This window comes from Bacillus sp. 0209A, from assembly GCF_036765095.1.
Taxonomy (GTDB): Bacteria; Bacillota; Bacilli; order Bacillales; family Bacillaceae; genus Bacillus; species Bacillus subtilis_G.
Window position 1 is genome coordinate 12,941 of sequence record NZ_JBAIZV010000003.1, and the last position, 25,405, is coordinate 38,345.

General features: G+C 42.2%; 21 protein-coding genes, 2 pseudogenes and 1 riboswitch. Of the genes and pseudogenes, 10 read left to right on the forward strand and 13 right to left on the reverse strand.

Features of this window, described 5'->3' with window-relative positions; all coding sequences use genetic code 11:
- Positions 1–15: 15 nt before the first annotated feature.
- Positions 16–861, reverse strand: coding sequence for a LysR family transcriptional regulator (locus tag V6D44_RS10545; protein ID WP_202327543.1), 846 nt, complete (start codon positions 859–861; stop codon positions 16–18).
- A gap of 128 nt (positions 862–989) precedes the next feature.
- Between V6D44_RS10545 and V6D44_RS10550 the strand changes: the two genes are divergently transcribed.
- Positions 990–1,979 carry a zinc-binding dehydrogenase gene (locus V6D44_RS10550; RefSeq protein ID WP_202327541.1) on the forward strand — a complete coding sequence of 330 codons (990 nt, stop codon included), beginning with the start codon at positions 990–992 and terminating at the stop codon, positions 1,977–1,979.
- Between the two features lie 56 nt (positions 1,980–2,035).
- Here V6D44_RS10550 and gltD read toward each other — a convergent pair whose 3' ends face one another.
- Together gltD and gltB are read right to left on the reverse strand one after the other, a co-directional pair.
- Positions 2,036–3,517: a glutamate synthase small subunit gene (gene gltD / locus V6D44_RS10555; RefSeq protein WP_087991904.1), complete on the reverse strand. Its 1,482-nt coding sequence runs from the start codon at positions 3,515–3,517 to the stop codon at positions 2,036–2,038.
- Between the two features lie 16 nt (positions 3,518–3,533).
- On the reverse strand, positions 3,534–8,096 hold the full coding sequence (gene gltB, locus V6D44_RS10560) for a glutamate synthase large subunit (RefSeq protein WP_087991903.1): 4,563 nt from the start codon (positions 8,094–8,096) through the stop codon (positions 3,534–3,536).
- 145 nt (positions 8,097–8,241) lie between these two features.
- Here gltB and gltC point away from each other — a divergent pair, with 145 nt between their 5' ends.
- Entirely contained in the window at positions 8,242–9,144 is a 903-nt protein-coding gene (gene gltC / locus V6D44_RS10565) for a glutamate biosynthesis transcriptional regulator GltC (protein ID WP_087991902.1), read from the forward strand.
- A 62-nt stretch (positions 9,145–9,206) separates the two neighbouring features.
- Here gltC and proB read toward each other — a convergent pair whose 3' ends face one another.
- The 4 genes from proB to V6D44_RS10585 all read right to left on the reverse strand — a co-directional run bounded on the left by proB (position 9,207) and on the right by V6D44_RS10585 (position 12,744).
- Positions 9,207–10,322 (reverse strand): glutamate 5-kinase, encoded by a 1,116-nt coding sequence (proB, locus tag V6D44_RS10570; RefSeq protein ID WP_087991901.1) that lies wholly within the window; start codon positions 10,320–10,322, stop codon positions 9,207–9,209.
- Complete coding sequence (gene proC / locus V6D44_RS10575; protein ID WP_253268363.1) at positions 10,319–11,212, reverse strand: pyrroline-5-carboxylate reductase; 894 nt, start codon at positions 11,210–11,212, stop codon at positions 10,319–10,321. Before proC ends, proB begins: the two co-directional genes overlap by 4 nt.
- 146 nt (positions 11,213–11,358) lie before the next feature.
- Positions 11,359–11,727, reverse strand: a complete 369-nt coding sequence (gene rtp / locus V6D44_RS10580; RefSeq protein ID WP_003220337.1) for a replication termination protein — start codon at positions 11,725–11,727, stop codon at positions 11,359–11,361.
- A 300-nt stretch (positions 11,728–12,027) separates the two neighbouring features.
- On the reverse strand, positions 12,028–12,744 hold the full coding sequence (locus tag V6D44_RS10585; RefSeq protein ID WP_087991899.1) for a 3-ketoacyl-ACP reductase: 717 nt from the start codon (positions 12,742–12,744) through the stop codon (positions 12,028–12,030).
- A gap of 150 nt (positions 12,745–12,894) precedes the next feature.
- Here V6D44_RS10585 and V6D44_RS10590 point away from each other — a divergent pair, with 150 nt between their 5' ends.
- The 3 genes and pseudogenes from V6D44_RS10590 to V6D44_RS10600 all read left to right on the forward strand — a co-directional run bounded on the left by V6D44_RS10590 (position 12,895) and on the right by V6D44_RS10600 (position 14,110).
- Positions 12,895–13,200 carry a DUF948 domain-containing protein gene (locus V6D44_RS10590; RefSeq protein WP_087991898.1) on the forward strand — a complete coding sequence of 102 codons (306 nt, stop codon included), beginning with the start codon at positions 12,895–12,897 and terminating at the stop codon, positions 13,198–13,200.
- Between the two features lie 149 nt (positions 13,201–13,349).
- A pseudogene (locus V6D44_RS10595) lies at positions 13,350–13,533 on the forward strand (hypothetical protein); the annotation flags it as partial.
- 43 nt (positions 13,534–13,576) lie between these two features.
- On the forward strand, positions 13,577–14,110 hold the full coding sequence (locus V6D44_RS10600; protein ID WP_333516494.1) for a GNAT family N-acetyltransferase: 534 nt from the start codon (positions 13,577–13,579) through the stop codon (positions 14,108–14,110).
- Between the two features lie 162 nt (positions 14,111–14,272).
- Here V6D44_RS10600 and V6D44_RS10605 read toward each other — a convergent pair whose 3' ends face one another.
- The 5 genes and pseudogenes from V6D44_RS10605 to V6D44_RS10625 form a co-directional block, all read right to left on the reverse strand.
- Entirely contained in the window at positions 14,273–15,265 is a 993-nt protein-coding gene (locus V6D44_RS10605; RefSeq protein WP_333516495.1) for an ABC transporter permease, read from the reverse strand.
- Positions 15,259–16,005, reverse strand: a complete 747-nt coding sequence (locus tag V6D44_RS10610) for an ABC transporter permease (protein ID WP_333516496.1) — start codon at positions 16,003–16,005, stop codon at positions 15,259–15,261. Before V6D44_RS10610 ends, V6D44_RS10605 begins: the two co-directional genes overlap by 7 nt.
- A gap of 9 nt (positions 16,006–16,014) precedes the next feature.
- Entirely contained in the window at positions 16,015–16,953 is a 939-nt protein-coding gene (locus tag V6D44_RS10615) for an ABC transporter ATP-binding protein (RefSeq protein ID WP_087991895.1), read from the reverse strand.
- A 13-nt stretch (positions 16,954–16,966) separates the two neighbouring features.
- Entirely contained in the window at positions 16,967–17,518 is a 552-nt protein-coding gene (locus V6D44_RS10620) for a MarR family winged helix-turn-helix transcriptional regulator (RefSeq protein WP_333516497.1), read from the reverse strand.
- 192 nt (positions 17,519–17,710) lie between these two features.
- Positions 17,711–17,779: pseudogene (locus tag V6D44_RS10625) on the reverse strand (hypothetical protein); the annotation flags it as partial.
- A gap of 136 nt (positions 17,780–17,915) precedes the next feature.
- Positions 17,916–18,008: riboswitch (SAM riboswitch) on the reverse strand.
- Between the two features lie 142 nt (positions 18,009–18,150).
- On the opposite strand from V6D44_RS10625, the gene V6D44_RS10630 reads away from it, so the two are divergent.
- The 4 genes from V6D44_RS10630 to V6D44_RS10645 all read left to right on the forward strand — a co-directional run bounded on the left by V6D44_RS10630 (position 18,151) and on the right by V6D44_RS10645 (position 21,774).
- Positions 18,151–20,193, forward strand: a complete 2,043-nt coding sequence (locus V6D44_RS10630; protein ID WP_333516498.1) for a molybdopterin oxidoreductase family protein — start codon at positions 18,151–18,153, stop codon at positions 20,191–20,193.
- A gap of 103 nt (positions 20,194–20,296) precedes the next feature.
- Positions 20,297–20,590: a hypothetical protein gene (locus V6D44_RS10635; RefSeq protein WP_087991892.1), complete on the forward strand. Its 294-nt coding sequence runs from the start codon at positions 20,297–20,299 to the stop codon at positions 20,588–20,590.
- Positions 20,591–21,300: 710 nt separating this feature from the next.
- A complete protein-coding gene (locus V6D44_RS10640) occupies positions 21,301–21,423 on the forward strand; it encodes a biofilm-forming protein (RefSeq protein WP_087991891.1) in 123 nt (40 codons plus the stop codon).
- Between the two features lie 57 nt (positions 21,424–21,480).
- Complete coding sequence (locus tag V6D44_RS10645; RefSeq protein WP_253268370.1) at positions 21,481–21,774, forward strand: YozQ family protein; 294 nt, start codon at positions 21,481–21,483, stop codon at positions 21,772–21,774.
- A gap of 143 nt (positions 21,775–21,917) precedes the next feature.
- On the opposite strand, the gene V6D44_RS10650 is transcribed toward V6D44_RS10645, so the two are convergent.
- Complete coding sequence (locus V6D44_RS10650) at positions 21,918–23,603, reverse strand: methyl-accepting chemotaxis protein (RefSeq protein ID WP_087991889.1); 1,686 nt, start codon at positions 23,601–23,603, stop codon at positions 21,918–21,920.
- A 325-nt stretch (positions 23,604–23,928) separates the two neighbouring features.
- Here V6D44_RS10650 and hpaB point away from each other — a divergent pair, with 325 nt between their 5' ends.
- Complete coding sequence (hpaB, locus tag V6D44_RS10655; protein WP_253268371.1) at positions 23,929–25,380, forward strand: 4-hydroxyphenylacetate 3-monooxygenase, oxygenase component; 1,452 nt, start codon at positions 23,929–23,931, stop codon at positions 25,378–25,380.
- Positions 25,381–25,405: the final 25 nt, after the last annotated feature.

Here is a 25,405-nt window from a genome sequence, read left to right on the forward strand (position 1 = left end):
TGGAGGTAACAGACTTCATCTTTTCATTTCGATTACCTCATCAATAAATCTCTGAAACGCACTCGTCATAAAAAAGTCTTTTCTGTATATAAATACGATCTCTAAATCTTGATACGCTTCGGGAAGCTGACGAGTATATACATTCGTACGATCAACAGCTGATTTCGGAAGCAGGGCCGTTCCCAACCCGGCGGATACTCCTCTTATAATGGCTTCCAATGTGCCAAACTCTATGATTTTTTGATTTTGAATGCCTGCTTCCTCCAGCAATCTTTTGACCCTGTCACGATGAGAACAGCCAGCTCCAAAAAAGAGCATCGGCTGCCGAAGCATGTCTTCTGCCGTCCCTTCCCGTGATGAAATCAAAACCAATTCATCACGGGAAACAGGGATTTGTCTGACGTCTGAGTGCTCAACCGGTCCGTATACAAAAGCGCCATCAACTGTATGATCAAGAACCTGTTGAATCAAATTGTGCGTATCAGCTGTATTGACTGATAAATCAACTTCAGGAAAACGATTGAGGAAGCAGGCCGCATGCTCAGGCAGATGTGTTACAGCTGTTGTTTCCAACGAACCGATCCGCAAAGGTCCTTTTGGATGCAGGCTCATCTGTGCCGATTTTTCAGCTTCGTCTAACAGTGCTAATACTTGATCAGCATATTGCAAAAGATTTTCTCCGGCAGCGGTCAGCTTCATCCCCCGATTCGTTCGATGAAACAGCCTGGTATTCAAATCTTCCTCAAGGTTATGTATTCTGGCTGTCACATTCGATTGAACATAATTCAGTTTCTGGGCTGCCTTCGTTATGCTTCCTTCGCGGGCAACAGCCCGAAAAATCTTTAAATCTCTGCTTTCCATAGGAATTCACCTTCTAGCTATGATAAAAAGTGATATCGGCTATCATTTTTGTTCATTTTACTTGAAGAAAACCGCTATGTAAAATAGGTGAAGATATGAAAATACAATTCAATGAGGAGGCAGACAGCATGAAGGCTGTAATTCACAACGGAAAAGCCGGACTTCTGGGGGTATCGTTTCAAGACGTTCCATCAAAACAGCCCGGATACGGCGAGGTAAAGGTAAAATTAAAATCTGCAGGTCTAAACCATCGCGACCTGTTTCTTATGAAAAACAACTCTGAACAAGATCCTCATGTGACACTGGGGTCTGACGGCGCGGGTATCATTGAAGAGGTCGGTGAAGGCGTGAAAAACGTTGCAGTTCAAACTGAAGTGATTATTTTCCCGACACTGAACTGGAATTTGACAGAAAATGTACCGTCTGTTCCGGAGATTCTGGGAGGCCCTTCTGACGGAACACTTGCTGAATATGTGATCATCCCTTCACAAAACGCGATCAAAAAACCTTCTTATTTATCCTGGGAAGAAGCAGGCGTTTTACCTTTATCTGCTTTAACCGCTTATCGGGCCCTTTTCACAAAAGCCCAATTGAAAAAAGGCGAGCATCTATTGATACCTGGCATCGGCAGCGGTGTTGCAACCTATGCGCTCTTCATGGCTAAAGCGATCGGGGCGACAGTAAGCGTGACCTCCCGCAGTGAGAAGAAAAGAAAAAAAGCGCTGCAATTAGGTGCTGATTACGCATTTGATAGCTACAGCAATTGGGATGAACATTTGCATGGAGAAAAGGTTGATGTGGTTCTTGACAGTATAGGCCCCGCCCTCTTTTCGGAATATTTCCGCCATGTAAAACCGAACGGCCGTATTGTCAGCTTTGGGGCAAGTTCAGGTGATGTTCTCAGTTTTCCGATGCGTTCTTTATTCTTTCCTCAGATCAATGTATTGGGAACCTCGATGGGAAGCTGCGAAGAATTTCACGATATGCTCACTTTCATTGAAAAACACCAGCTGCGTCCTGTACTTGACAGCACATATCCTTTAGAAAGAGCATGTGAAGCATATACCAGAATGCAGGAAGGCAGACAGTTTGGGAATATCGGAATCGTAATGAAATAAAAAAGAAACCGGCTGTTCAAACAGACCGGTTTCTCTTATATGATAATCCCCTTTATTTACGGAAGAACTGAACTCCCCATTAAATATCGATCCACTTCGCGCGCCACTTCACGGCCCTCATTAATCGCCCATACGATTAAGCTTTGACCTCTTCTTGCATCCCCTGCGGCAAATACGCCATCGATATTTGTTTGATAATCCCCATATGTTGCGCTGATTTTGTTATTTACAGAATCAACACCAAACTGTTTCAACAGCGGCTGTTCTGTACCTTCAAAGCCGATAGCAATGAAAACAAGCTGAGCAGGCCATACTTTTTCCGTTCCAGGCAGCTCGCGGAACTCGTATTTTCCATGCTCATTTTTCACTTTTTCCATTTGAATGGTATGCAGTTCTTTCAACTTGCCATTTTTATCCGCAACCAATTTTTTCGTTTGAATCGAGTATTCTCTCGGATCTCTTCCGAATTTTGCTTCCGCTTCTTCATACGCGTATTCGAGTGTAAAAACGTGCGGCTGTTCAGGCCACATATTGTCATTCGTGCGGGCTGGCGGAAGTTTCGGGTGTTTGCCGAATTGGTGCACGCTTTTGGCTTTTTGCCGCAGAGCAGTGGCCACACAGTCAGCTCCTGTATCTCCGCCTCCGATTACAATGACATCTTTCCCTTTGGCATCAATGAATTGCTTGTCTTTAAAGTTAGAATCTAAATAGCTTTTTGTTGCGAGTGTCAGGTAGTCCATCGCGTAATGGACTCCTTTTGAGTCGCGTCCTTCAATTAATAGATCCCGCTGTTTTTGAGCGCCTGTGCACAGAATCACAGCATCAAATTGCTCCTTCAGCTCATCAGCTGTAATGTCAACGCCGATTTCTGTGTTCGTGACAAAATCAATTCCTTCTTGCGTCAGCAATTTAACCCGGCGTTCTACAATGCCCTTCTCAAGCTTCATGTTCGGAATACCGTATGTTAAAAGACCGCCCGCTCTGTCTGAGCGTTCAAAAACAGTGACGGAATGTCCCGCTTGATTCAGCTGGTCAGCACTCGCCAGTCCGGCTGGGCCCGACCCGACAACGGCCACTTTTTTGCCTGTTCGTTTTTTAGGAATTTTAGGCTGAATCCAGCCGTTCTCAAATCCTTTGTCGATTATGGACCGCTCTATGTTTTTAATTGATACCGCCGGGTCAGAAATCGCTAATGTACATGATCCTTCACAAGGAGCGGGACATACCCGCCCTGTGAATTCAGGAAAGTTGTTTGTTTTCAAAAGACGCTCCAATGCTTCTTTCCATCTGCCCCGGTAGACAAGATCATTCCACTCAGGAATCAAGTTGTAAATCGGACAGCCGGATGTAAATCCGTTAATGTCCGCACCGATCTGGCAAAACGGTGTGCCGCAATCCATACACCGCGCCCCTTGCCGTTTCGATGCTTCTTCTGAAAAAGGAGCAGAATATTCTTTCCAATCCTTTAAGCGAGTGAGAGGGTCCCGCTCAGCAGGTTTTTCTCGTTTGATTTCCATAAATCCAGTTGGCTTCCCCATATTCCTCTCCCCTTTCTTACTGTACTACCGCTTGTTTTTGTCCCGCTGACGCTGTATTCTGCTTTGGTTTCGTGTTGGCTTCAAATGCATACATGACAGCTTCTTCATCTGATAAACCTGCAGCTTTTTGCTCTTCGATGCTTGCGAGCATTTGTTTATAGTTTTTCGGAATGACTTTGACGAATTTGTTCACGCTGTCTTCCCATTGGTCTAACAGGTCTGCCGCTTTTTTGCTGTTTGTATAAGCAGTATGTTTTTCAAGCATTGCTTTGACTTGCTGGATTTCTTTCTCATTCACTAATGATTCAAATAAAATCATCTCGAGGTTGCATTTGCGTTTAAACGCTTTTGCATCTTCGGCCAATACATAAGCGATTCCGCCGGACATACCTGCCGCGAAGTTTTTGCCTACATCACCGAGAACGACAACACTGCCGCCAGTCATGTATTCACAGCCATGATCGCCGATACCTTCTACAACCACGTTCACACCGCTGTTCCGAACAGCAAAGCGTTCACCAGCACGTCCGTTAATATAAGCTTCCCCGCTTGTCGCGCCGTAGAACGCCACGTTGCCGATAATGACATTGTCATCTGACGCGGAATTGAATTCTTCCGGTGACTTGACGATGATTTTTCCGCCAGAAAGCCCTTTTCCGACATAATCATTTGAGTCTCCGTCCAAATAAAGCGTCATCCCTTTAGGAACAAAGGCTCCAAAGCTTTGTCCGGCTGATCCGGTAAACTGCAGCTTGATCGTATCTTCCCGAAGCCCTTCTTCTCCATAACGTTTCGAAATTTCACTGCCTGTGATCGTTCCGGCTACACGGTTTGTATTGTTAATTTCGAGAGAAACATCCGCTTCTTTTCCAGACTCGATAGCTTCTTGGACGGCCGGGAGAATCGCTGTAATATCTAGTGATTCATCAATTTTATGATTTTGCGGCGATTGGAACGTCCGTACGCCTTCAGGCTGATAAAGCAGGGTAGACAAATCAAGTTGGCTTGCCTTCCAATGCCTCTTCGCCCGTTCACTCACATTGAGTACGTCAGTGCGGCCAATCATTTCATCAAATGTCTTGAAGCCTAACGCAGCCATATACTCACGAACTTCTTCAGCAATGAACAGCATATAGTTCACAATATGATCAGGATCTCCCATGAACTTTTTACGAAGTTCTGGATTTTGTGTCGCTACCCCGACAGGACATGTATCCAAGTGGCAGGCACGCATCATGACACAACCGAGTACAACTAACGGAGCCGTTGCGAAACCGAATTCTTCGGCACCAAGCAAAGCAGCCATAATAACATCACGGCCCGTCATGAGCTTTCCGTCTGTTTCTAATACAACACGTTCACGAAGTCCGTTCAGCATTAATGTTTGATGTGCTTCTGCGAGGCCAAGCTCCCACGGAAGCCCTGTATGTTTAATACTGGTTTTCGGAGAGGCGCCTGTACCACCGTCGTAACCGCTGATTACAATGACATCGGCAGTCGCTTTGGCGACACCTGCAGCGATTGTCCCTACGCCTGCCTTTGATACCAGCTTCACGCTGATTCTTGCGTCTCGGTTGGCATTTTTCAAATCGTGAATCAACTGGGCTAAATCCTCAATCGAATAAATGTCATGGTGCGGCGGAGGTGAGATTAATCCGACACCAGGCGTTGACCCGCGGACATCGGCAACCCAAGGATAGACCTTGTTGCCAGGCAGCTGTCCGCCTTCACCCGGTTTAGCACCCTGCGCCATTTTAATTTGCAGCTCATCTGCATTGACAAGGTAATGACTCTTGACACCGAAACGTCCGGATGCAATTTGTTTGATCGCGCTTCTTCTGTCATCGCCGTTTTCATCTGGAACAAAACGTTTTGGATCTTCTCCGCCTTCACCGCTGTTGCTTTTTCCGCCAAGACGGTTCATTGCGATCGCTAAAGCTTCGTGCGCTTCCTTACTCAAGGATCCAAATGACATCGCACCCGTTTTAAAGCGTTTGACAATCGATTCAGCGGATTCGACTTCCTCCAATTTCAGCGGCTTGCCGTTTCCCCCAAATGCGAACAAGTTCCGTAAAAATCCGATGCGTTCTTCATCTGCCGCTTTTGTATACTGCTTAAACAAATTGTAATCATTTCTGCGGCACGCCCATTGTAAGGTGTGAATCGTTTTCGGGTTAAACGCGTGATGCTCTCCGCCGTTTCTCCATTGGAAGTCACTTCCCGGTTCAAGCGTATTGCTGTAATCATCCTGATACGCTTCCCGGTGGCGGCGCTGCGCCTCTTCGGCAATTGTTTTCAAGTCGATGCCGCCGAGCTGTGATGCTGTTCCTGTGAAATAGCGGTCAATCACATCATGGCTGATACCTACCGCCTCAAAGATTTGGGCGCCTCTGTAGCTTTGTACAGTTGAAATCCCCATCTTGGACATGACTTTGACGACACCTTCAGTAATGCTTTTTCCATATTTGCTGACCGCTTCTTCATAGCTGATATCCAAACGGCCTTCATCAATTTCCTGCTTGTAGGTCGCATAAGCGAGATAAGGGTTTATCGCATCCGCACCATAACCGATTAGTGATGCGAAGTGATGCACTTCACGCGCTTCTCCTGATTCCACAATAATGCTGACTTTCGTACGCAGCCCTTTGCGGATTAAATGCTGATGCAGCGCGCTGACTGCCAGAAGCGGCGGAATGGGTGTCAGGCGTTCGTTCATCTTTTTATCTGATAAAATTAATAGGCTTACGCCTTGGCTGATAGCTTTCTCAGCCTGTGTGAACATGTCCTTTAATCCGCGTTCAAGATCCTCTGAAAACAGCACGTCGATTTTTTGGCTTTTTAAATCAGGATGAACGATCGTTTTCAATGCGTAAAATTGTTCATTAGATAAAACAGGTGTATACAATTTAATCCGGCGAACGTTTCGTTCACTCGGGTGAAGAAGATCGCCTTCTGCGCCGAGCCAAGTCATTGTAGAAGTTACAAGCTGCTCACGAATCGCGTCGATTGGCGGGTTCGTTACTTGTGCAAACAGCTGCTTAAAGTAGTTAAACAGTGATTGCGCGCGGTCTGACAGGACAGCAAGCGGCGAGTCATTCCCCATTGAACCGAGAGGATCTTTGCCTTCTTTAATGACAGGAATTAAATATTTTTGGATATCTTCATATGTGTATCCGAATGCCTTCTGACGAGTAAGAAGATCTGTAAACTGTTCTTCCTCTCTTGTTTCCGGATCAGGGTTCACTTGGACAAGCTCTTCTTCAAGCCACTTTTGGTACGGGTACTCAGTTGCAATTTCTGTTTTGACTTCTTCATCAGAGATAATACGGCCTTCTTCCAGGTCGATTAAAAGCATTTTTCCAGGTTCAAGGCGATTTTTATATAAAACGTTTTCCTGTTCTACTTCAATAACGCCTACTTCAGATGAGAAAATAATATAATCATCTTTGGTTACATAATAACGCGCCGGACGGAGACCATTCCGGTCAAGGACCGCACCGATTTGTTTACCGTCAGTAAATGAAATGGCTGTCGGTCCGTCCCAAGGCTCCATCAAAGAACTATGGTATTCATAAAACGCTCTTTTTTCCTTAGACATATGCGTATTTTCCGTCCACGGCTCAGGAATGAGCATCATTGCTGTATGCGCCGGTTTGCGTCCAGCCATCACAAAAAATTCAAATGCGTTATCCAAAATGGAAGAGTCACTGCCGTCAGCATTCAAAATCGGCAGAATCTTGTTCAAGTCCTCTCCAAAGTTTTCAGACACAAATTGCTGCTCACGCGCTCGCATCCAGTTGATGTTTCCGCGAAGGGTGTTGATTTCACCGTTGTGAACCAGATAGCGGTTTGGATGCGCTCTTTCCCATGTAGGGAATGTGTTGGTGCTGAAGCGTGAATGAACAAGCGAAAAAGCAGAAACGAACGCTTCATCTTGCAAATCAGAATAAAACGCATCAACTTGTTCAGGTGTTAAAAGGCCTTTGTAAACAATGGTCTGGCTTGAAAGACTGGCAAAATAAAAATCAAGACCTTCCGTTATTCCCCAGTTTTCAGCCTGTTTACGAATGACATACAATTTTCGTTCAAAAGACAAGTTATCCTTCAGATCAGAACTTGCACCGATAAATACCTGACGGACAAACGGACAGCTTTTTTGCGCTACTGTTCCGATTTTTCCGACATTTACAGGTACAGTTCTCCATCCAAGAACGGCTTGGCCTTCTTGTTCAATCAGTGCATTGATCTGCTTTTCGATTTTTTTTCTTTCTTCTTCCTTCTGTGAGAAAAAGACCATTCCTACCCCGTAACGCCCTTTTTCCGGCAGATTGATGTCTTTGCACTCTTTTCTAAAGAAAGCATCAGGGATTTGAACCAGTAAGCCGGCACCGTCTCCTGTATCCGGATCACTGCCTTGGCCTCCTCTGTGGTCTAGCTGACAAAGCATCTTAAGCCCTTGTTTGACGATGTCATGAGTCGCTTTGCCCTTTAAGTGCGCGTATAGTCCGATTCCGCATGCATCATGTTCAAATTCAGGACGGTAGAGACCTTGAGCTTTCGGCATTTGATTGTACGTCATAATTCCTCTCCCCCGATCAATTTCCGATAATACCGGTCATAAAATCTAACACTCTATAATCATTGTAGGTTTTCAAAACGATATAAACAATATATAATTTAGATCAAAAGAATCTCAAAATGAGATAGATGGATGTGAGATAAACATGGAGCTGCGCCAACTGCGTTATTTTACGGAGGTGGCTGAAAGAGAACACGTTTCAGAAGCCGCCGATCATTTGCATGTGGCCCAATCAGCAATCAGCAGACAAATTGCAAATCTTGAAGAAGAATTAAATGTGACTTTATTTGAGCGTGAAGGGAGAAATATCAAACTCACGCCAATCGGGAAAGAATTTTTGATTCATGTGAAAACGGCGATGAAAGCCATCGAATATGCGAAAGAACAAATTGATGAGTATCTCGACCCGCATCGCGGAACGGTAAAGATTGGTTTTCCTACAAGCCTCGCAAGCCAGCTTTTGCCGACTGTCATTTCAGCATTTAAAGAAGAATATCCGCACGTCGAATTTTTGCTGCGCCAAGGCTCCTATAAGTTTCTGATTGAAGCTGTCAGAAACCGCGATATTGATTTGGCCTTATTAGGGCCGGTGCCGACGAATTTTCCTGACATAACAGGAAACATTTTATTCACAGAAAAAATTTACGCGCTTGTTCCATTAAATCATCCGCTTGCCAAACAAAAAACGGTTCAGTTAATCGATTTACGAAACGACCAATTTGTATTGTTCCCGGAAGGATTTGTGCTTAGAAAAATGGCGATTGATGCTTGCAAACAAGCCGGCTTTGCTCCTCTTGTTTCTACGGAGGGTGAGGATTTGGATGCCATCAAGGGATTGGTTTCCGCTGGAATGGGCGTTACTCTCCTGCCGGAAAGCACATTTGCTGAAACGACACCTCGTTTTACTGTGAAGATTCCAATTGAGTTCCCTCAAGTGAAACGGACTGTCGGAATTATTAAACCGAAAAACAGAGAACTTGCGCCGTCTGCGAATGACTTTTATGAGTTTGTTATTCAATTCTTCTCTAAGCTGGAGCAGTATCAATAAAAAATCAACCCGAGCTTCGATAAAGAAGCTTCGGGTTTTTTTGCTTTGGTAAATGTTTTTAATTAATAGACAGGTAAAGATAAATCAACATGGCACACAAATGCTTCCTGATCAATGACCGCTTTGTTCATCAGCTCTTTTTTCTTGTCGGGTTCTTGAAGCTGTACAGAAGAATAATTGACGATTCCGAGCCCGATTTCTGCCCCTTGCGAATCCATCAGCCTGACAACTGATCCGTTTTTGAATTTTCCTTTAATCTCCTGTACACCGTCCAGATATAAACTCGATTGCCCGTTTGTTATTTTTCGTGAATAATCATCTGATAAAATCATTTCACCTTCAGGACCGGAATTAAAAGCGATCCACTGCTCCTTACGATTCAACGGAAGCGTTCCCTCAGCTTCAAAATAGGTGCCTTCCGCCTCTTCATGAACGGCTTGATATAAAATATCATCAGCATCTGCCTGACCAAGAAATCCTTTAATGCCGGATGCCATTACAATTTTAAACGCATCAAGCTTGGAGCGCATGCCGCCGGTACCGACGTCGCTTCCAGTGTCACCTGCGCATGCTTCGATATCGGGCGTTATCTCATTCACCAGCTTCATCCTTTTCGCTTCTGGATTTGTGCGCGGATTGCCGTCATATAATCCGTCGATATCTGATAAAATCACAAGCATATTCGCATCGATTAATCCCGCGACTTTTGCTGCAAGCGTATCATTGTCGCCAAACTTGAGCCGATTGACGGTAACTGTATCATTTTCGTTTATAATCGGGATGATGCCGCGTTCAAGCAGTACATTCATTGTATTCCGGACATTATTATATCGATATTCATCAGAAAAATCGCTTCTCGTAATTAAAATTTGGGATGCAACATAACCATGCGCCAAAAACAGCTTTGAATATGCTTCCATCAGCAGGCCCTGCCCGATTGAAGCCGATGCTTGTTTTTCGGGAAGCTTCTCGGGTCTTTGGATAAATCCGAGTTTTCGATATCCCGCCGCCACTGCTCCTGACGAAACCAAAATGACTTCATAGCCGGCGTCTTTTAATTTGACGACCTGGTCGACCAATGCTTCTAATTTCCGAATGCTGATTTCTCCATGAAGACTTGTTAATGAACTGCTTCCAATCTTCACAACGACTCTTTTCATGTTTATATCTGCCGTCACTTTACCACTCCTGACAGCGGGGCCGCTGTTTTTTCGATATTGTCGCTGATTTCCTTTGATCGCTCAGCCGCATGTTTAATCGCTTGAGAAATCGCTTCTCCGCCGCCGCTCTGTTTCAAGGCTTGCAGCCCGGCAGCTGTCGTTCCGTTCGGCGACGTGATATTGTCTCTTAAGACCTCAGGCTGTTCTCCTGTTTCCATGAGCATTTTTGCGGCACCCAAAAGCGTCTGTGCGCCGATGCTTCGCGACAACTGTTTATCAAGGCCCGCTTCCTCGCCTGTCTTCTCAATGAATTCCATTAAATAATAAAAATACGCGGGTCCGCTGCCGGCAATTCCGGTGAATATGTCCATTTGATCTTCTTCGATTGTATAGACTTCACCCATGCATCCGAGCAATGATTCGGCCAGAATTTTCAGGTCTCCTGTCACATGCTCGCCAAGCGCAAGGGCCGTTGCAGAAGCGCCGATCATACTGGATGTATTGGGCATCACTCTGACAACCGGCTGTTGATTAAGCAATGATTGTTCAATAAAAGAGGTGGTTATGCCGGCAAGGACCGACAATATTAATTGATGGGGTTGAATACGTGATTTTAGTGATGACAGAGCGCTTTCGGCGTCTTTTGGCTTCATTGCCAACACGAGCACATCCATGTCTTCAATACATAATTCATTCGGTGCAGCGCCTTTGATTCCATATTGAAGTTCAAGTTCAGCTAATCGCTCTGTATTGCTGCGGTTTGTAACGCAGATGTTCTGTTTCGGGATTTTGTTGGCACGAACGATACCTGATATCATTCCTTCCGCCATAGATCCTGCTCCTATAAAGGCTACTTTTTTTTGATCAAAGATCGGTAACATCTCCTTTGTTCGCTTTTTTGTTCGCATTTTCACACGTTTAAAATGTTACCACGTGAGGAAATGTTGTCAAGTAAGAAGGTCATCATTGATTTGTATTGTTTCTTTTCGACAAATATGTATACTGTAAAGCAAAAACACCCAATGGACACTGCTTAGCCGGGTGTTTGTTTATCTTAAAAGTTATCTGAGAGCGCTTTTTCAATCAATTTTTTACAGCGATCCAGCTCAACCTTCAGCTGTTTTTTATATAGTTTGGCAGCTTCGTAATCTTTAAATTGATAGAGGACGACTTCTTGGAGCTTAGCCCCTTCTTTTTTTACTTTGATCTGCTTTAATATCCCGTCATCAAGAAGCTCGTGCAAAGACCGGTAAACTTCTGTATGATTTGGCTTAAAACCAATCTCTTTAAATTCAGACCGAAGCACTTCAAGCAGCTTTAAGCCGTAAAGTCTCTCTTGCTCTGTCATTGTGATCATATATAGTTTCAAAAATGCGCGCTGTTTGACTAAAAAGCCAGTTGAGCTCCTTTTTTCCTCTTTCATCATAGGCACTCCCTTCTTCTGTCACTGAAAATACGATGTACTAAATATTCAATTTATTCTTTTGTTTTCCTTCTTTATATTAAAGACTGATATTGCAGAAATCTTATATATAGTGTTTATAAGTGGAGCGGACTAACAAATTTATATGAATATTTAGTACATAGTTTTTTTAGTTCTATTATAACAGATTTTCACTGTTATCATCAAATTAAAATGAATAAAACGATTTTGCTGTTAACCATTTATTAACGCGGATGATATCAAACAAAAAAAGCCTGTCGAAAGACAAGCTTCACATTTTTACGGATTAGTTGACCATAATCCTGCTGTTTTAATAAAAATTCGCGGATCTAATTTCAATTGTGCCACCATGTATTCAGCAAGATCCTCTGGCTGCATCACCTTTTCAGGATTACCGTCTGTTAAATTCAATTCAATAGACATATCACTAGCGACAGTGCTTGGTGTTAACGCGCTCACTCTGATATTATGCTTTCTCACTTCTTGCATAAGAGACTCTGTTAATCCGAGAACCGCAAATTTAGAAGCGCTGTAAGCACTTGTCACAGCTGCTCCTCTTTGGCCCGCTGTAGACGAAATATTAATGATGTCTCCGGCTTTGCGTTCGATCATTTCCGGAAGCACCGCGCGAGTGACATGGTACACACCCATCAGGTTGACTTGTATAATATTTTCCCACTCATCAGCTGACAGATCTAAGAAGCCGCCAAATTTGCTGATTCCGGCGTTATTAATGAGGATATCGATATCACCGAGCTGTTCCTTCACTTGAGCTACAGCATGGCTAACCTGCTCTGCATCTTTTACATCCGCAGCGGCAAATGCAGCTTTTACACCAAGCTCTTTTACTTCTTCTGCCACTTTTTCAACATTTTCGGCAGTCCGGCCGATTAACCCGATATTCACGCCTTCTTTCGCAAGCGCAAGAGCTGTAGCGCGGCCGATTCCTCTGCCTCCGCCCGTGATAAGAGCAGTTTTATTTTGTAAACTTTGCAATTGAAGCACCCTTTCTTTGTTTACATATGTACGATACCACATTATAAGTACAAAAGATCCAATACGCAAATCAAACGTACTGAGCAAATATGATGTCTTTTGATTAAAAAAGCGAAATTAGGGTAATGACATAAGAAAAGGAGTGAACATATGGTTATTGTTTATATCAGTCTCGCAGTATTAGCTATTTCTATCATTTTCTTAGGGATTAATGTGATTCAAAACAAGAAAAAAATAGATCCTGCACTAAAGGAGCTCACCTCTGTTACGCACGCTATGCAAAGACAAGTCAATGGATTAAAAATCGAGGCGCAGCTGCTGACACAAAAACAAAAGAAGATTCAGCAGGATGTCCAAATGAAAAAAAACGCCTTTCAGCAGACAGCAGCTGAAGTGAAAGAAGTTCCTCAAGCAGTCAAAGAGGTGTGGCAGGCACGACATTTTAATAACAGATAAAGATGAATGGTATCCCGTTGTTACGATCAGAATGGACAATGGGATATCATTTTTTTGAGGAGGCTTACACATGATTGTAAACCGCAGCTGCTTAGAAGCGTTCACAGAGAAACTCCATACTCTTCCTCCTTCTCTTACAAAGTCCGATTGACTTACTGCTCACCCAGCACAGCCTCCGGAACTTTTTATTTTCTGCCTTCATGGCTTCTCCCATCCATCAGGCGTGAACGGCCATCGTTTGAAACAGTTTAGCAAAAACAAAGAGCAATTAAAAAGACAAATTCATTCCTTTGCTTCCTCAGTTTTGAATTCATTATAGAAAAGAGGAAATAAAAGGGATATGATAAACAAAAACACAAACTTGGGGAGTGGTTGAATGTTTCCTGTGTTAGAAACGGATCGGCTTACACTTAGGCAAATCACAGATCAAGATGCAAAAGCTATTTTTGCTTGTTTTTCAAACCATGGAGTGACACGCTATTACGGACTTGAAAACATGGAATCTATAGAAGAGGCTACTTCAATGGTTCAAACGTTTGCCGCTCTTTATCAAGAAAAACGCGGTATACGGTGGGGAATGGAAAGAAGAGACACCAAAGAATTAATCGGAACAATCGGCTTTCACGCTTTGGCTATAAAGCACAGGCGTGCAGAGATCGGTTATGAAATCATCCCGGCGCATTGGCGAAACGGATTTGCATCAGAAGCCATTTCAGAGGCTGTATCCTACGGGTTTGCTTGCCTTGGCCTGACGCGTATTAGCGCAGTTGTATTTACCCAAAATGAAGCATCAAATCGGCTGCTCATAAAAATGGGATTCGAAAAAGAAGGCGTCTTAAGTCAGTACATGTATCAAAATGGAATCCCTTATGATACAAATGTATATTCTATTTTAAAATCAAGCGAATGAACGAACATTCTCTTGATCTGTATGTACATTCTCTTCTCTTTAAAATGTCCGATTCATGACCTGCACAAGTTATGACACCTTAATTCTCGATCACCACCTTCCGGATTTTAACAAAAAACAAAGAGATGCATAGCTTCCTATGCATCTCTTGTTCTTTCTCCCCTATTCATAAATTCCTTTATTGACCCTTTTTCTTGTAATAAAACCTCCAAGGAAACAAAACACAGCTGACCACATCAAAATATAGACAACCAGAGTTTTATATTCCCACACTGTATGCCCCATTTCTACCCCGTGAATGAAAGTCATATACGCTTTTTGCGGCAGTATCGCACAAAGGCCATTCAATAATGGATGATGCGGAGCAAACGAAATAAAACAGCCTGACAATACACACGTGACCACACTGATACCGCTTGCCATCAAACTGATGTTTCGCTCCATCACTGAAGCCATAAAGATAGCGAATGCTGTTGCAAGCACTGTAAGAATACCCAGTAACCCAGCAAGAATATCCAAACGGAAACCAATTTCAGCATGAAAGAGTACATTTGTAATCACGATGGCCAAGTAAGTGGGTATGTATAAACATAAAAACGTAAAGATAAACTGAACAAGCAAATATTTCCCCACATGTACGGGAGACACTAAAATCCTTCTGAAGGTTTTGAGCATCCGATCTTCTGGATATAACGAAGCTAATGCCACACCTTGCATCAAGACAAGCATTACGGTAAAGCCTAATATATTCGTTCCTGTTCCCCGTTCAGTCCTTAAATCATCCTCTCCCCGGTAGCTGCCTGGCATTTTGCCAGTCTCAAAAAATTGCTGAATCTTTTTTTGATCCGCTTTGCTTTTCAAAGTGGTCACTTTGTATTCGCGTTGATTTTTTTCAACGATAGCCGCATATTTCCCTAACACCAGATCAGAAAACTTCGGCTTCTGATGCACCGCCACCACTCTAAATGCAGAATCACTCGGCATATACTGGACGTCGCCCTGCTCTGTTACAAAAGCGATTGTTTCTTTGAAAACCGGCTTACCGGAAAACATAATCGCAACGCCAATCATCAGAGGGATGATGATCACTGCAAGGATGATAATGGCTTTTTTGGTGAGGATTCGCTCCCACCTGTTTTGAAATAAACTCAGCATACATATCCCTCCGGCTTAAATACAACATGCGAAACGGCAATACAAATGATTGAAGCAAATAATAATCCTGACAAAACAGGCAGCAGCATACTGAAATCGTGATCATAAATGAGGCGAAATGAACATTCTGTTACCCATTTAACCGGAGAAAAAAGTGATATGTTATTGACTGTATCTCCAAATCTGTGAATCCCGAAAAATACACCGCCAAAGAAAACAAAAAAAGCTATCGGAATTTGCATGATCCCGTTCGCCTGTTCTTCATTTTTGAACAAACAGCAAAACATTGTACCAAAACAGCAGCCAAAAAATAAAAATACATACAATAAGAGCATGAAATACGACAGGTACTGTCCTCCAAAGTTCAAATCGAAAATTGTTTGGGCAATCAACACATTCACACTGTACACGATGACACTGAATATCCAGGTTGAGAGTAATTTAGAAAAATAAAAACTAGTTGTCGAAACTGGCGCATACACAATGCGAATATTCGCTTTCTTCACCTTTTCCTCCATAAACGTATTAGAGGCCGTCATCGCGATCAAAGCCGCGGCGAAAATCACCATATTCACTCCGTAATAATCGTACGAACTGACACCGTCGGCTCCAAAGCTGTTTTTCGTCACAAAGCCCATGACCATAATGAGAACGAAAGGAAAAGCCGTATTGGCAATCACAAGAACCGGATTCCTTACAATATTCATAAAATCGAATGTTATCAATTTTAACAAACTCATTTTGCTCACCTAATCTCTTAAATTTCTTCCCGTCAGCTCTAAAAATACTGTTTCTAACGACGCCTCTTGTTTGTTCATGCTTAGGATGCTACAGCCTTGGGCACTCAATTCTGCTATGATCTCACTCAGGTGATCCTGGTTTTGCTGAACGGTCACTTTTAGTTGATGGTCAGAGAAATCCACTTCTGTCACTCCTTTGATTTCCCTAATTGAGTTTTTATTTAATGGCTGAACATGCGCCAACTGAAAAGCATATATTATTTCTTTATTCACTTCTCTGTATAACTCTTCTTTTGTTCCATTGGCTATGATTTTCCCTTCATTCATGATGATAATGCGATCTGAAATGGCCTCGACTTCTTCCATATAGTGTGTCGAGTAAATAATGCTCGCACCTCTTGTTCTCAGCTCTTTTATTGATTCTAAAATGTGATGCCGGGATTGCGGATCGATTCCTACGGTGGGCTCATCCATGATAATCAATTTCGGCTGATGGGCAATGGCACACGCAATGTTTAATCTTCTTTTCATCCCGCCCGAAAACGTCTTAGGCTTGTCATCTTTCCGGTCATATAGCTGTACGAGCTCCAAAGCCTCTTTTACCCGGGCTTTCAGTTCTTCTCCTTTAAGAGAATAAAGACTCGCAAAAAAACGAACATTCTTCTCTGCGGAAATCTCCTCATAAATCGCGATATCTTGAGGAACAATTCCGATGCCTTTCTTCATTTCCTTTGACCTTTTTTTTACATTATGGCCCAATATCGTAACGTTTCCGGAACTGGCCGACAATACCCCGGATAATATATGAATGGCAGTGCTTTTTCCTGCACCATTTGGACCTAGTAAGCCGAGAACTTCCCCCTCTCTCACTTCAAACGAAATCCCATCTACCGCCGTTTTGTTTCCATACTGCATTTTCAACTCTTTTACTGCCGCCACGTTGTTCATACATTTCTCCTTTTTACTTTCTCCGTTTTGCGAATTCCTGCAATAAATTTGTTTTCAAATGATCCCGGTCTTGTTCAATGTCAAAATCAGCAACGTCTTCTTCAAAACCATCCTGTTCTTCTCCATCAAAACTGTATAGCTTCTTCAATAAAATCCATAATGTTTCCAGCTCTTCTGTAGAAAACCCTTTAAATAGATCTGCCATAAAGTACACCGCTTTTTCACCGCATGCCTCTGTGACACGTTTTCCTGAATCGGTAATCTTCACATTAACAGCTCGCTTGTCGCGTTTACTTGGTACAGTGGTGACATAACCTTTTTTTTCAATACCGCTGACAAGCCTGTTGATGTTTTGTTTTGAAGTGCCTAATTTTTTTGCAATGTTGTTGAATGTCGTTTCCTCTTCTGGTAAATGCATGATGGCAACCATCGTCATAAATTGTCTTGACGTTAAGCTCTCATAATAATCATCCCCGATTGATTGAATTTTGTTTAAAACAGAAAAAAGTGTAGCGTAAGACTGCTGCATTAAAAATAAATCTTTCAATTCTTTAGAATAATCCACGATGCCCCTCCTAAAAAGACATTATATTGTCTTTAACACCATAACATTTCTCTGTATATTGTCAACATGTTGTCTAATATTTTTCAGTGAAGTTCTACATCTCTCTCGACAATTCAGAAGCATTTCGTATCGGAGATCCTTGCATTACCGAACAAATGACGAAAAGCGCCCCTGTAACAGGGTGCTTTCTGATTAAGAAGCATATTGAGGAGACGTTTCCTCCTGTACTGCTTTTTCCTCAGGTATATGAATGCATTTCGTCCTTCTTCGTTGTACGGAACTGTAACCAAAACATCCTTTTCATCAATCCTCCCCATAAAAAAATCTCTTTCCGAAGATGGAAAGAGATTCATATAGGCACGCCCTGTTACAGTCAGACGCCGGTATAAACCTTGCTTTCTTATCCTTCAAGCTGACGCTTGCTGGAATTGGCACAATAATGTGACCGAGGTTTCATAGGGCCAGTCCCTCCGCCTCTCTTGATAGAGAATGTAGAGTATGTCATTTTCAGAATGAAGAATTCGTGTATCATAAAGAAGTCTCAGATTGGATGTGAATCACATTTTTCAGAATTGACGTTATCATCCAAAATGTTATAATTCTTACAAAATATCTAAGAGAGGAACTGGGCCATGAAATCTTTCGCCACACAACAAAACGGCATTTTCAAATCGGTTTGCTCGCTGGACTGCCCGGATCAGTGCGGATTGTTAATACATAAAAAAGACGGGAAAATTGTGAAAGTGCAAGGTGATCCCGATCATCCTGTGACCGCCGGAAACATATGCAACAAAGTTCGAAACATGACAGAGCGCATCTATGATGAAAAGCGGCTGACGACACCGCTCAAACGAACAGGTGCGAAAGGCGGGGCAACATTTGAACCGATTTCTTGGGAGGAGGCGATCGATACCATCACCTCACGCTGGAAACAGCTGATTGATAAAGAGGGAGCTGAAAGCATACTTCCTTACAGCTTTTACGGAAATATGGGCAAATTAACAGCTGAAGGAATGGACCGCCGCTTCTTTTATCGTCTGGGCTCAAGCCAGCTTGAACGGACGATTTGCAGCAAAGCGGGATCTGAGGGCTATAAATATACAATGGGTATAAGTGCGGGGACCGATCCCGAGGAAACCATTCATACGAAACTATTTATTTTTTGGGGAATCAACGCGGTCAGCACAAACATGCACCAAATCACAATTGCCCAAAAAGCTCGAAAACAAGGGGCCAAAATTGTCGTGATTGATGTGCATAAAAATCAAACAGGGCGTCTCGCAGATTGGTTTATTCCTATAAAACCCGGAACCGACAGCGCACTGGCCCTTGGCATCATGCACATTTTATTTAAAGAAAACCTTCATGATGAAGCGTTTTTGTCTGAATACACGGTCGGCTATGAAGAGCTCCGTGAACACGTGAAACAGTATGATCCGGAAAAGGTATCGCTGATCACCGGTGTCAGCACCGACGATATATACCAGCTGTCAAGAATGTACGGCGAAACCTCCCCTTCTTTTATCAGAATCGGAAACGGACTCCAGCATCATGATAACGGCGGGATGATTGTACGGACGATTGCCTGTCTTCCGGCGATCACCGGCCAATGGCTCCACACAGGGGGCGGCGCAATAAAACATAACAGCGGCATTTTAGAATATAACACGAATGCCTTGCAGCGGCCTGATTTACTGAAAGGGCGAACGCCGAGATCGTTTAATATGAATCAGCTTGGCAAAGTGCTTTTGGAACCAGATCCGCCTATTCGCTCTCTTTTTATTTACGGGACGAATCCTGCCGTTGTCGCGCCAGAAGCGAACAAAGTCAGGCAGGGCTTACTACGGGAAGACTTGTTTACTGTGGTTCATGATTTGTTTTTGACGGAAACGGCTGCATATGCGGACATTGTACTGCCTGCGACATCAGCTTTTGAAAATACTGATTTTTATACTTCCTACTGGCATCATTACATTCAGCTTCAGCAGCCGGTGATTGAGAGATATGGAGAAAGCAAATCAAACACTGAGGTATTCCGATTACTGGCTGAAGCAATGGGATTCACAGACCAGGAGCTCAAAGATTCAGATGAAGAATTAATCCGTCAGGCGCTTGACCATCCAGATAATCCGTATTTGGCGGAGATTGATTACGATTCACTAAGTAAGCATTCATTTATGAAAGCGAAACGCGAAAAGCCGCTGTTTCCATCCGAACTTCCGACTCCAAGCGGAAAAATAGAATTATATTCAGAAAAAATGATGCAAGACGGTTTCCCGGCTTTACCGACACATACGCCTCTTGCAAGCGATGACGAACATCCGTTTATGTATGTTCCGGGGCCAAACCATAATTTCTTAAACTCAACGTTTTCCAACAATGCAAAGCACATTAAGCTTGAAAAGACGCCAAAGCTCTTTATTAACATAACTGATGCTGAAAAATACGGAATCGTTGATGGAGACCCTGTACGAATTTGGAACAGCCGGGGAGAATGTGAACTGGCCGCTGCAGTCGGAGAACAAGTGCTGCCAGGTGTCGTAGTCAGCCAAGGATTATGGGCGGATGAACCGGGAAAAAAACAACTCGTCAACGCGCTTACCCCAGACCGCTTATCCGATATGGGCGGCGGCGCAACCTTTTTTTCAGGCCGCGTGCAAATAGAAAAGGCTTAAAAGAAACCGTCAGAGCACATTCTGGCGGTTTTTTGGTTAAAAAATGAAACCTGGCGTATGCTCAGCTCGTATAACCTAACATCGACATAATGGAGGCATGCATATGGACGTTTTTTTAGGAATAGGTATTGCTTTGGCTGGATATTTTATCGGTGAAGGTTTAAAGCAAATGAATCATCCAAAAGCTTATGAAAAAAGTGATACCTTGCTTATAAAAGAACGAGATATTTACTATTACATTGGATATTTTTTAGGAATAACGACAGCAGAGGCAAAACAGTTAGCCGGAGACACGAAAGACCTTCCTTACATTGAAGTAAACGGAAAAAGGTATGTACAAAAACATTTGTTAAAAGATTGGACATTCACTTTAGTTGAGAAACATCAGGGTGAATAAAACAAAACTTGAGGAGAGCGAGATTCATTAGACACGCTCTTCTCAGTTCAGCTGTATAGACAGCTTTCTCTCATTTCATACATCTTTCATCATATTTATCTTCAATTTCTCCTCTTATAATAAGTAAGAATCCACTCATCAAAACATTTATTTAGGCATTGATATCATTTTTTACACAGTGTCTCTCCTTTTTAAAATTTGAACCTGATTCACTTTAGACACCGATGAGCTGTACACGTTTATAAAGGATCAGAGAATCCCAAAACCAGTAAATCACTGCAGATGCGAGACATACAGCGATAAAAGCAAAAATCCCAAACAGAACAAAACCATATAATAAAGCAAGTGCTCCTGTGAATAAGGCGATCATCGGCATGCGATAACTGATGAATGAAAGAATAAAATCCGAAAAACAAACTAAGGAAAGGCTGGATAGCCCTGACGTCACAAAATGATATGATGCGTTTTTGTTCTTTTTTTCTCCTTCTATTACTCAGCAGTTCCCCACCTTTATACAGGCTATTCATATACAGTACTAACGAAAGGTTTCAAAAATGACCTTTGCCTATATTAAAAAATACGACTGGCATGAAATTGACTCTCTTGCCTAAATGAGAAAGAGTCAACGAAAAAAAGCGAATGAATACATACCTAACAGACAGAATAAGAAGAGTTGATCATTCAACATTTTTCATAAAGGGGTGAAAACAATGAGTAAAAAAGGAATTCAAAATTCAAGTATTGAACAAATAAGAAATGACCATGAGACTGAGACAGCTTTTAAAGCAGATGATCCTAAAAAACATGGTTCTGATCCTAAAAGAACAAGATAAGTTTTTGCATGAATCCCGTATGACACGATAAAATTTCAACAATCTGGAGTGAGTAAAGTGACGCAAAAAAATGGAGCAGACAGACCGGATGACTACAAAAGATATTCTTCATTAGACAAGGAGTATGATTTTCAGCAGTCTTTAAACGCAGGTGATAAGACAGAGAATGTAAAAACTGAAAACCACACTCATAATAAAGAAAACATAAATGACACCACGGAAGTTGCTGGAAGATATTTCGAACCTTCCGATTATAAAGGAACCACGCAATTGGAAAAAGGATTGGCTGAAACTCATGAACAAGTCAGTGATGACTATTTTGAAGGAACTATTGATCAAAATTTGGAGTAGTCATTCAAACGGAGCTAACTTTAAAAAGCACGTCAGCTCCGTTTGAAAAAACAATCACAATGAAAATGACGATCCCAAAATCAGCTCCCTCATAAACATAAAACCCCACCGAATAAGATGGGGTTTAAAGAAATGCAACCTAATTAATATTTAAAACGATTAATGACGGTTTGAAGTTCTTCCGCCAACTGAGATAGAGATTCAGCAGCATAGGAGATTTCCTCCATTGAATTGAGCTGTTCCTGTGATGACTTCGCAACCGCTTCTGTATTTGCTGACGTTTCCTTTGTGCCAGCGGCCAATGTATGAACTGTATGCTGAATCACTTCAACGCCGGATGTAAGCTGTTGAGTTGCCGCTGCCACTTCTTGTATTTGCGAAGCGACTTGTTCCACAAGGTTCAATATTTCATTGAAATTCCCTGTTGTCTCTTGAGAAAGAACAATACCTGAGCTTACATTTTCTTGAACAACTTTGATATTATTCACCGTTTCAACTGATTCATTTTGGATGGTTGTTACCACCGATTGGATGTGATTGGCAGATTTATTTGTTTCATCGGCCAATTTCCGAACTTCTTCGGCCACCACAGCAAAACCTTTTCCTTGCTCTCCGGCTCTGGCCGCCTCGATCGCTGCATTCAAGGCCAACAAATTTGTCTGCTCGGATATATTTGTGATAAGCGAAGAAATATCACTGATTTCTGCTGTGCTTGATACCAATGCCTGCAAACCATTGCCGGCTGAATCTACAGATGTATCAATGAACTTCATCTGCTCTAACATTTTGTTAACGGATTTAGACCCTATTTCAGCTTTATCTCTCATCGAAGAAGAAAGATCCGCTATGTTACCTGTATTTGAAGCAACAGATGAGAGACTGTCTAATAATTCACTAATGGATTCCGCACTTTTTTCTGTCATTGAGCTTTGTTTTACATTGCTGTCTGCAGCCATCTGCATGGCTCCGGAAATATGCTCAGAAGTTGATTTTGATTCTTCCGCGCTTGCCGATAATTCTTCGGAAGATGCGGCAACTTGTTCAGATGAACTGCTGATCTGCTTCACAATTTGTGTTAATGATTGGGTAAAAGAATTGAAAGATTGAGCAAGCTGACCAAATTCGTCTTTATTTTTCACAATGACTTTTTTAGTTAAATCAGCGTCTCCGTGGGCAATTTCCTCCAGCTGCTTATTCATGCTTCTCAATGGCACCATAATAGACTTTAACAGCAATAAACTTAAAACAATGCCTAACATAATTGATATCCCTGTGACAATGCCGATGAACCATTGACTCATTTCCCCATTGGCGCGTATTTCACCTTTTAGATCCTCGACCTCTTGATCCAGATGGTCAGAAAGCTTATCGACAGCCGGATCTAGGACTTCTTTTCTTAACGTTCTTTCTTCTCCAAAATGGATGGTTTCTGCTTTTTTAGGATCCGAAGAGTAGGCTTTTACCACTTGCTGATTTAAAGCTCTATACTGAGTGAAACTTGTCTTAATGTCTTCAATATTTGATTGATCATTCTCTTCATCAACCAAGTCATTGACCCGATCAAGGCTATTTAAGACATCGTCTGCTTTTTCCTTCATTCCCTCGTCATATTCTTTGTCTCCGGTAATCAGAAAGCCTCTTTCATCATTTGATAAACCGGTCAATCGATATTGGATGTGTTTCATTTCTTTTTGGAATTCCATTTTGTCTTTAAGTTCTTCATTCTTTTTCACAGTAGAAGAAATCATAAAAACTGAGGAGCCTCCAATTCCAATGATTGAAATAACTAATATTGATATAATCCCCAGCAATTTTGTTTTCACTTTCATGTGTCGATTCCCTTTCTGCACTATGTAATGTTCGAGCATTTAAGTGTAATTCACTTACACCCATGTCAATAATATCGACAGGTTTAATAAAGTTTATAGTGCTATCAGCATGATGAACAATCCAATTTTTTGCATATCTGGACATGGCAGAAAAACCGTGCGAGACATCTGCTGCCTTGTCTACTTAGGTATTTCAAATTGTTCTTTTTCACTGCTTTTATTAAGGCATACTAAAAAAGGCTTTTCCGATTTCAAATAGACTGAACAGGCTGTTCTTTCGAAAATATAATGACAATACACAGCTATTTGAAGGAGGAAACGTCAAATGGGGATCATCAATGGAAAAGAATTCATTGACCGATTGAATAAACTAGAAAACGAAGTATGGTATGATGGCGAAAAAATAGCGGGGCATATTTCCGATCATCCTGCATTTAAAGGGATCATCAGAACGAAAAGCTCGCTTTATGATTTGCAAACGAAGGATGAGGTCATGAATGAAATGACTTATTGCCTTCCTGGAGAACATGATCCTATCGGTCTCTCTTACCTTCAGCCTAAAACCAAGAGTGATTTGAGAAAAAGAAGGAACATGATTGAACATTGGGCCAGACATACTCACGGGATGATGGGGAGAAGTCCTGATTACATGAATACAGTTATGATGAGCTTTGCATCTTCAGCAGAGCTTTTAAGAGGTAAAGAGAATTGCTTTCCGGAACATATACTAGACGTGTATAAGCAAGCTGCTAAGCATGATCTTTCCTTTACCCATACTTTCATTACGCCCCAAGTGAACCGGTCACAGTCTTATTTAGAGATCAGCGAAAAACCGATATCTGCTAAAGTTATCGATAGAACTGAAAAAGGCTTAATTATACAAGGCGCACGTCTTCTTGCAACCCAAGGCGGGTTAACAGATGAAATTCTGGTTTTTTCGGCACCTAAATTTTTCTTTGAAACAGATGAAGCTTATGCTTTTTCGATACCCTCTAATACAAAAGGCCTCAAATTCATCACACGAGAATCATTTGTAGTAAGCGAATCTGCCTTTAATCATCCCTTAAGCTCAAGATATGAAGAAATGGATTCAATCGTTGTTTTTGATCACGTGTTAGTGCCATGGGATCGTGTGTTTTTTTATGATAATGTGGAAGCAGCTAAAGATTTTATGACAAAAAGCTCCTTTCATGCCTTTACCTTTCACCAGGTCGCGATTAGGCAAATGATCAAAATTGAATTTCTATTAGGAGTCGCGCAGCTGCTGGTCGAGACGATTAATGTTTCTGAATATCAGCATATACAAGAAAAACTCTCTGAGATCATTGTGGGAGTGGAAACCATTAAAGCACTCATTGACAAATCAGAAAATGACGCTCAGTTAGATGAGTGCGGCTATATGCGTCCCAGTTTGATCCCGCTTCAAGTCGTCAGTACGGTCATTTCTACTCTATATCCCCGATTAACGGAAATCATTCAATTAATTGGGGCTAGCGGAATGGTGACGCTGCCGACAGAAAATGCGTTTAACTCAGAGATACGGGAAGATCTTGACCAATACCTCCAAGCAAACAATGCAAATGCTGAAGAGCGTGTGAGAATTTTCCGTTTGGCGTGGGATTTAACCATGAGTTCATTCGGAACAAGGCAAACTCACTACGAAAGATACTTTTTCGGAGATCCGATTCGGATTTCAAGCAGACTGTATACCAGTTATCCAATGCAGCAGCAAGTAAACATGATTAAAAAATTTTTATATGCAGATGCTGAGGATTGATAACTATTTATATTAAAAATGAAAA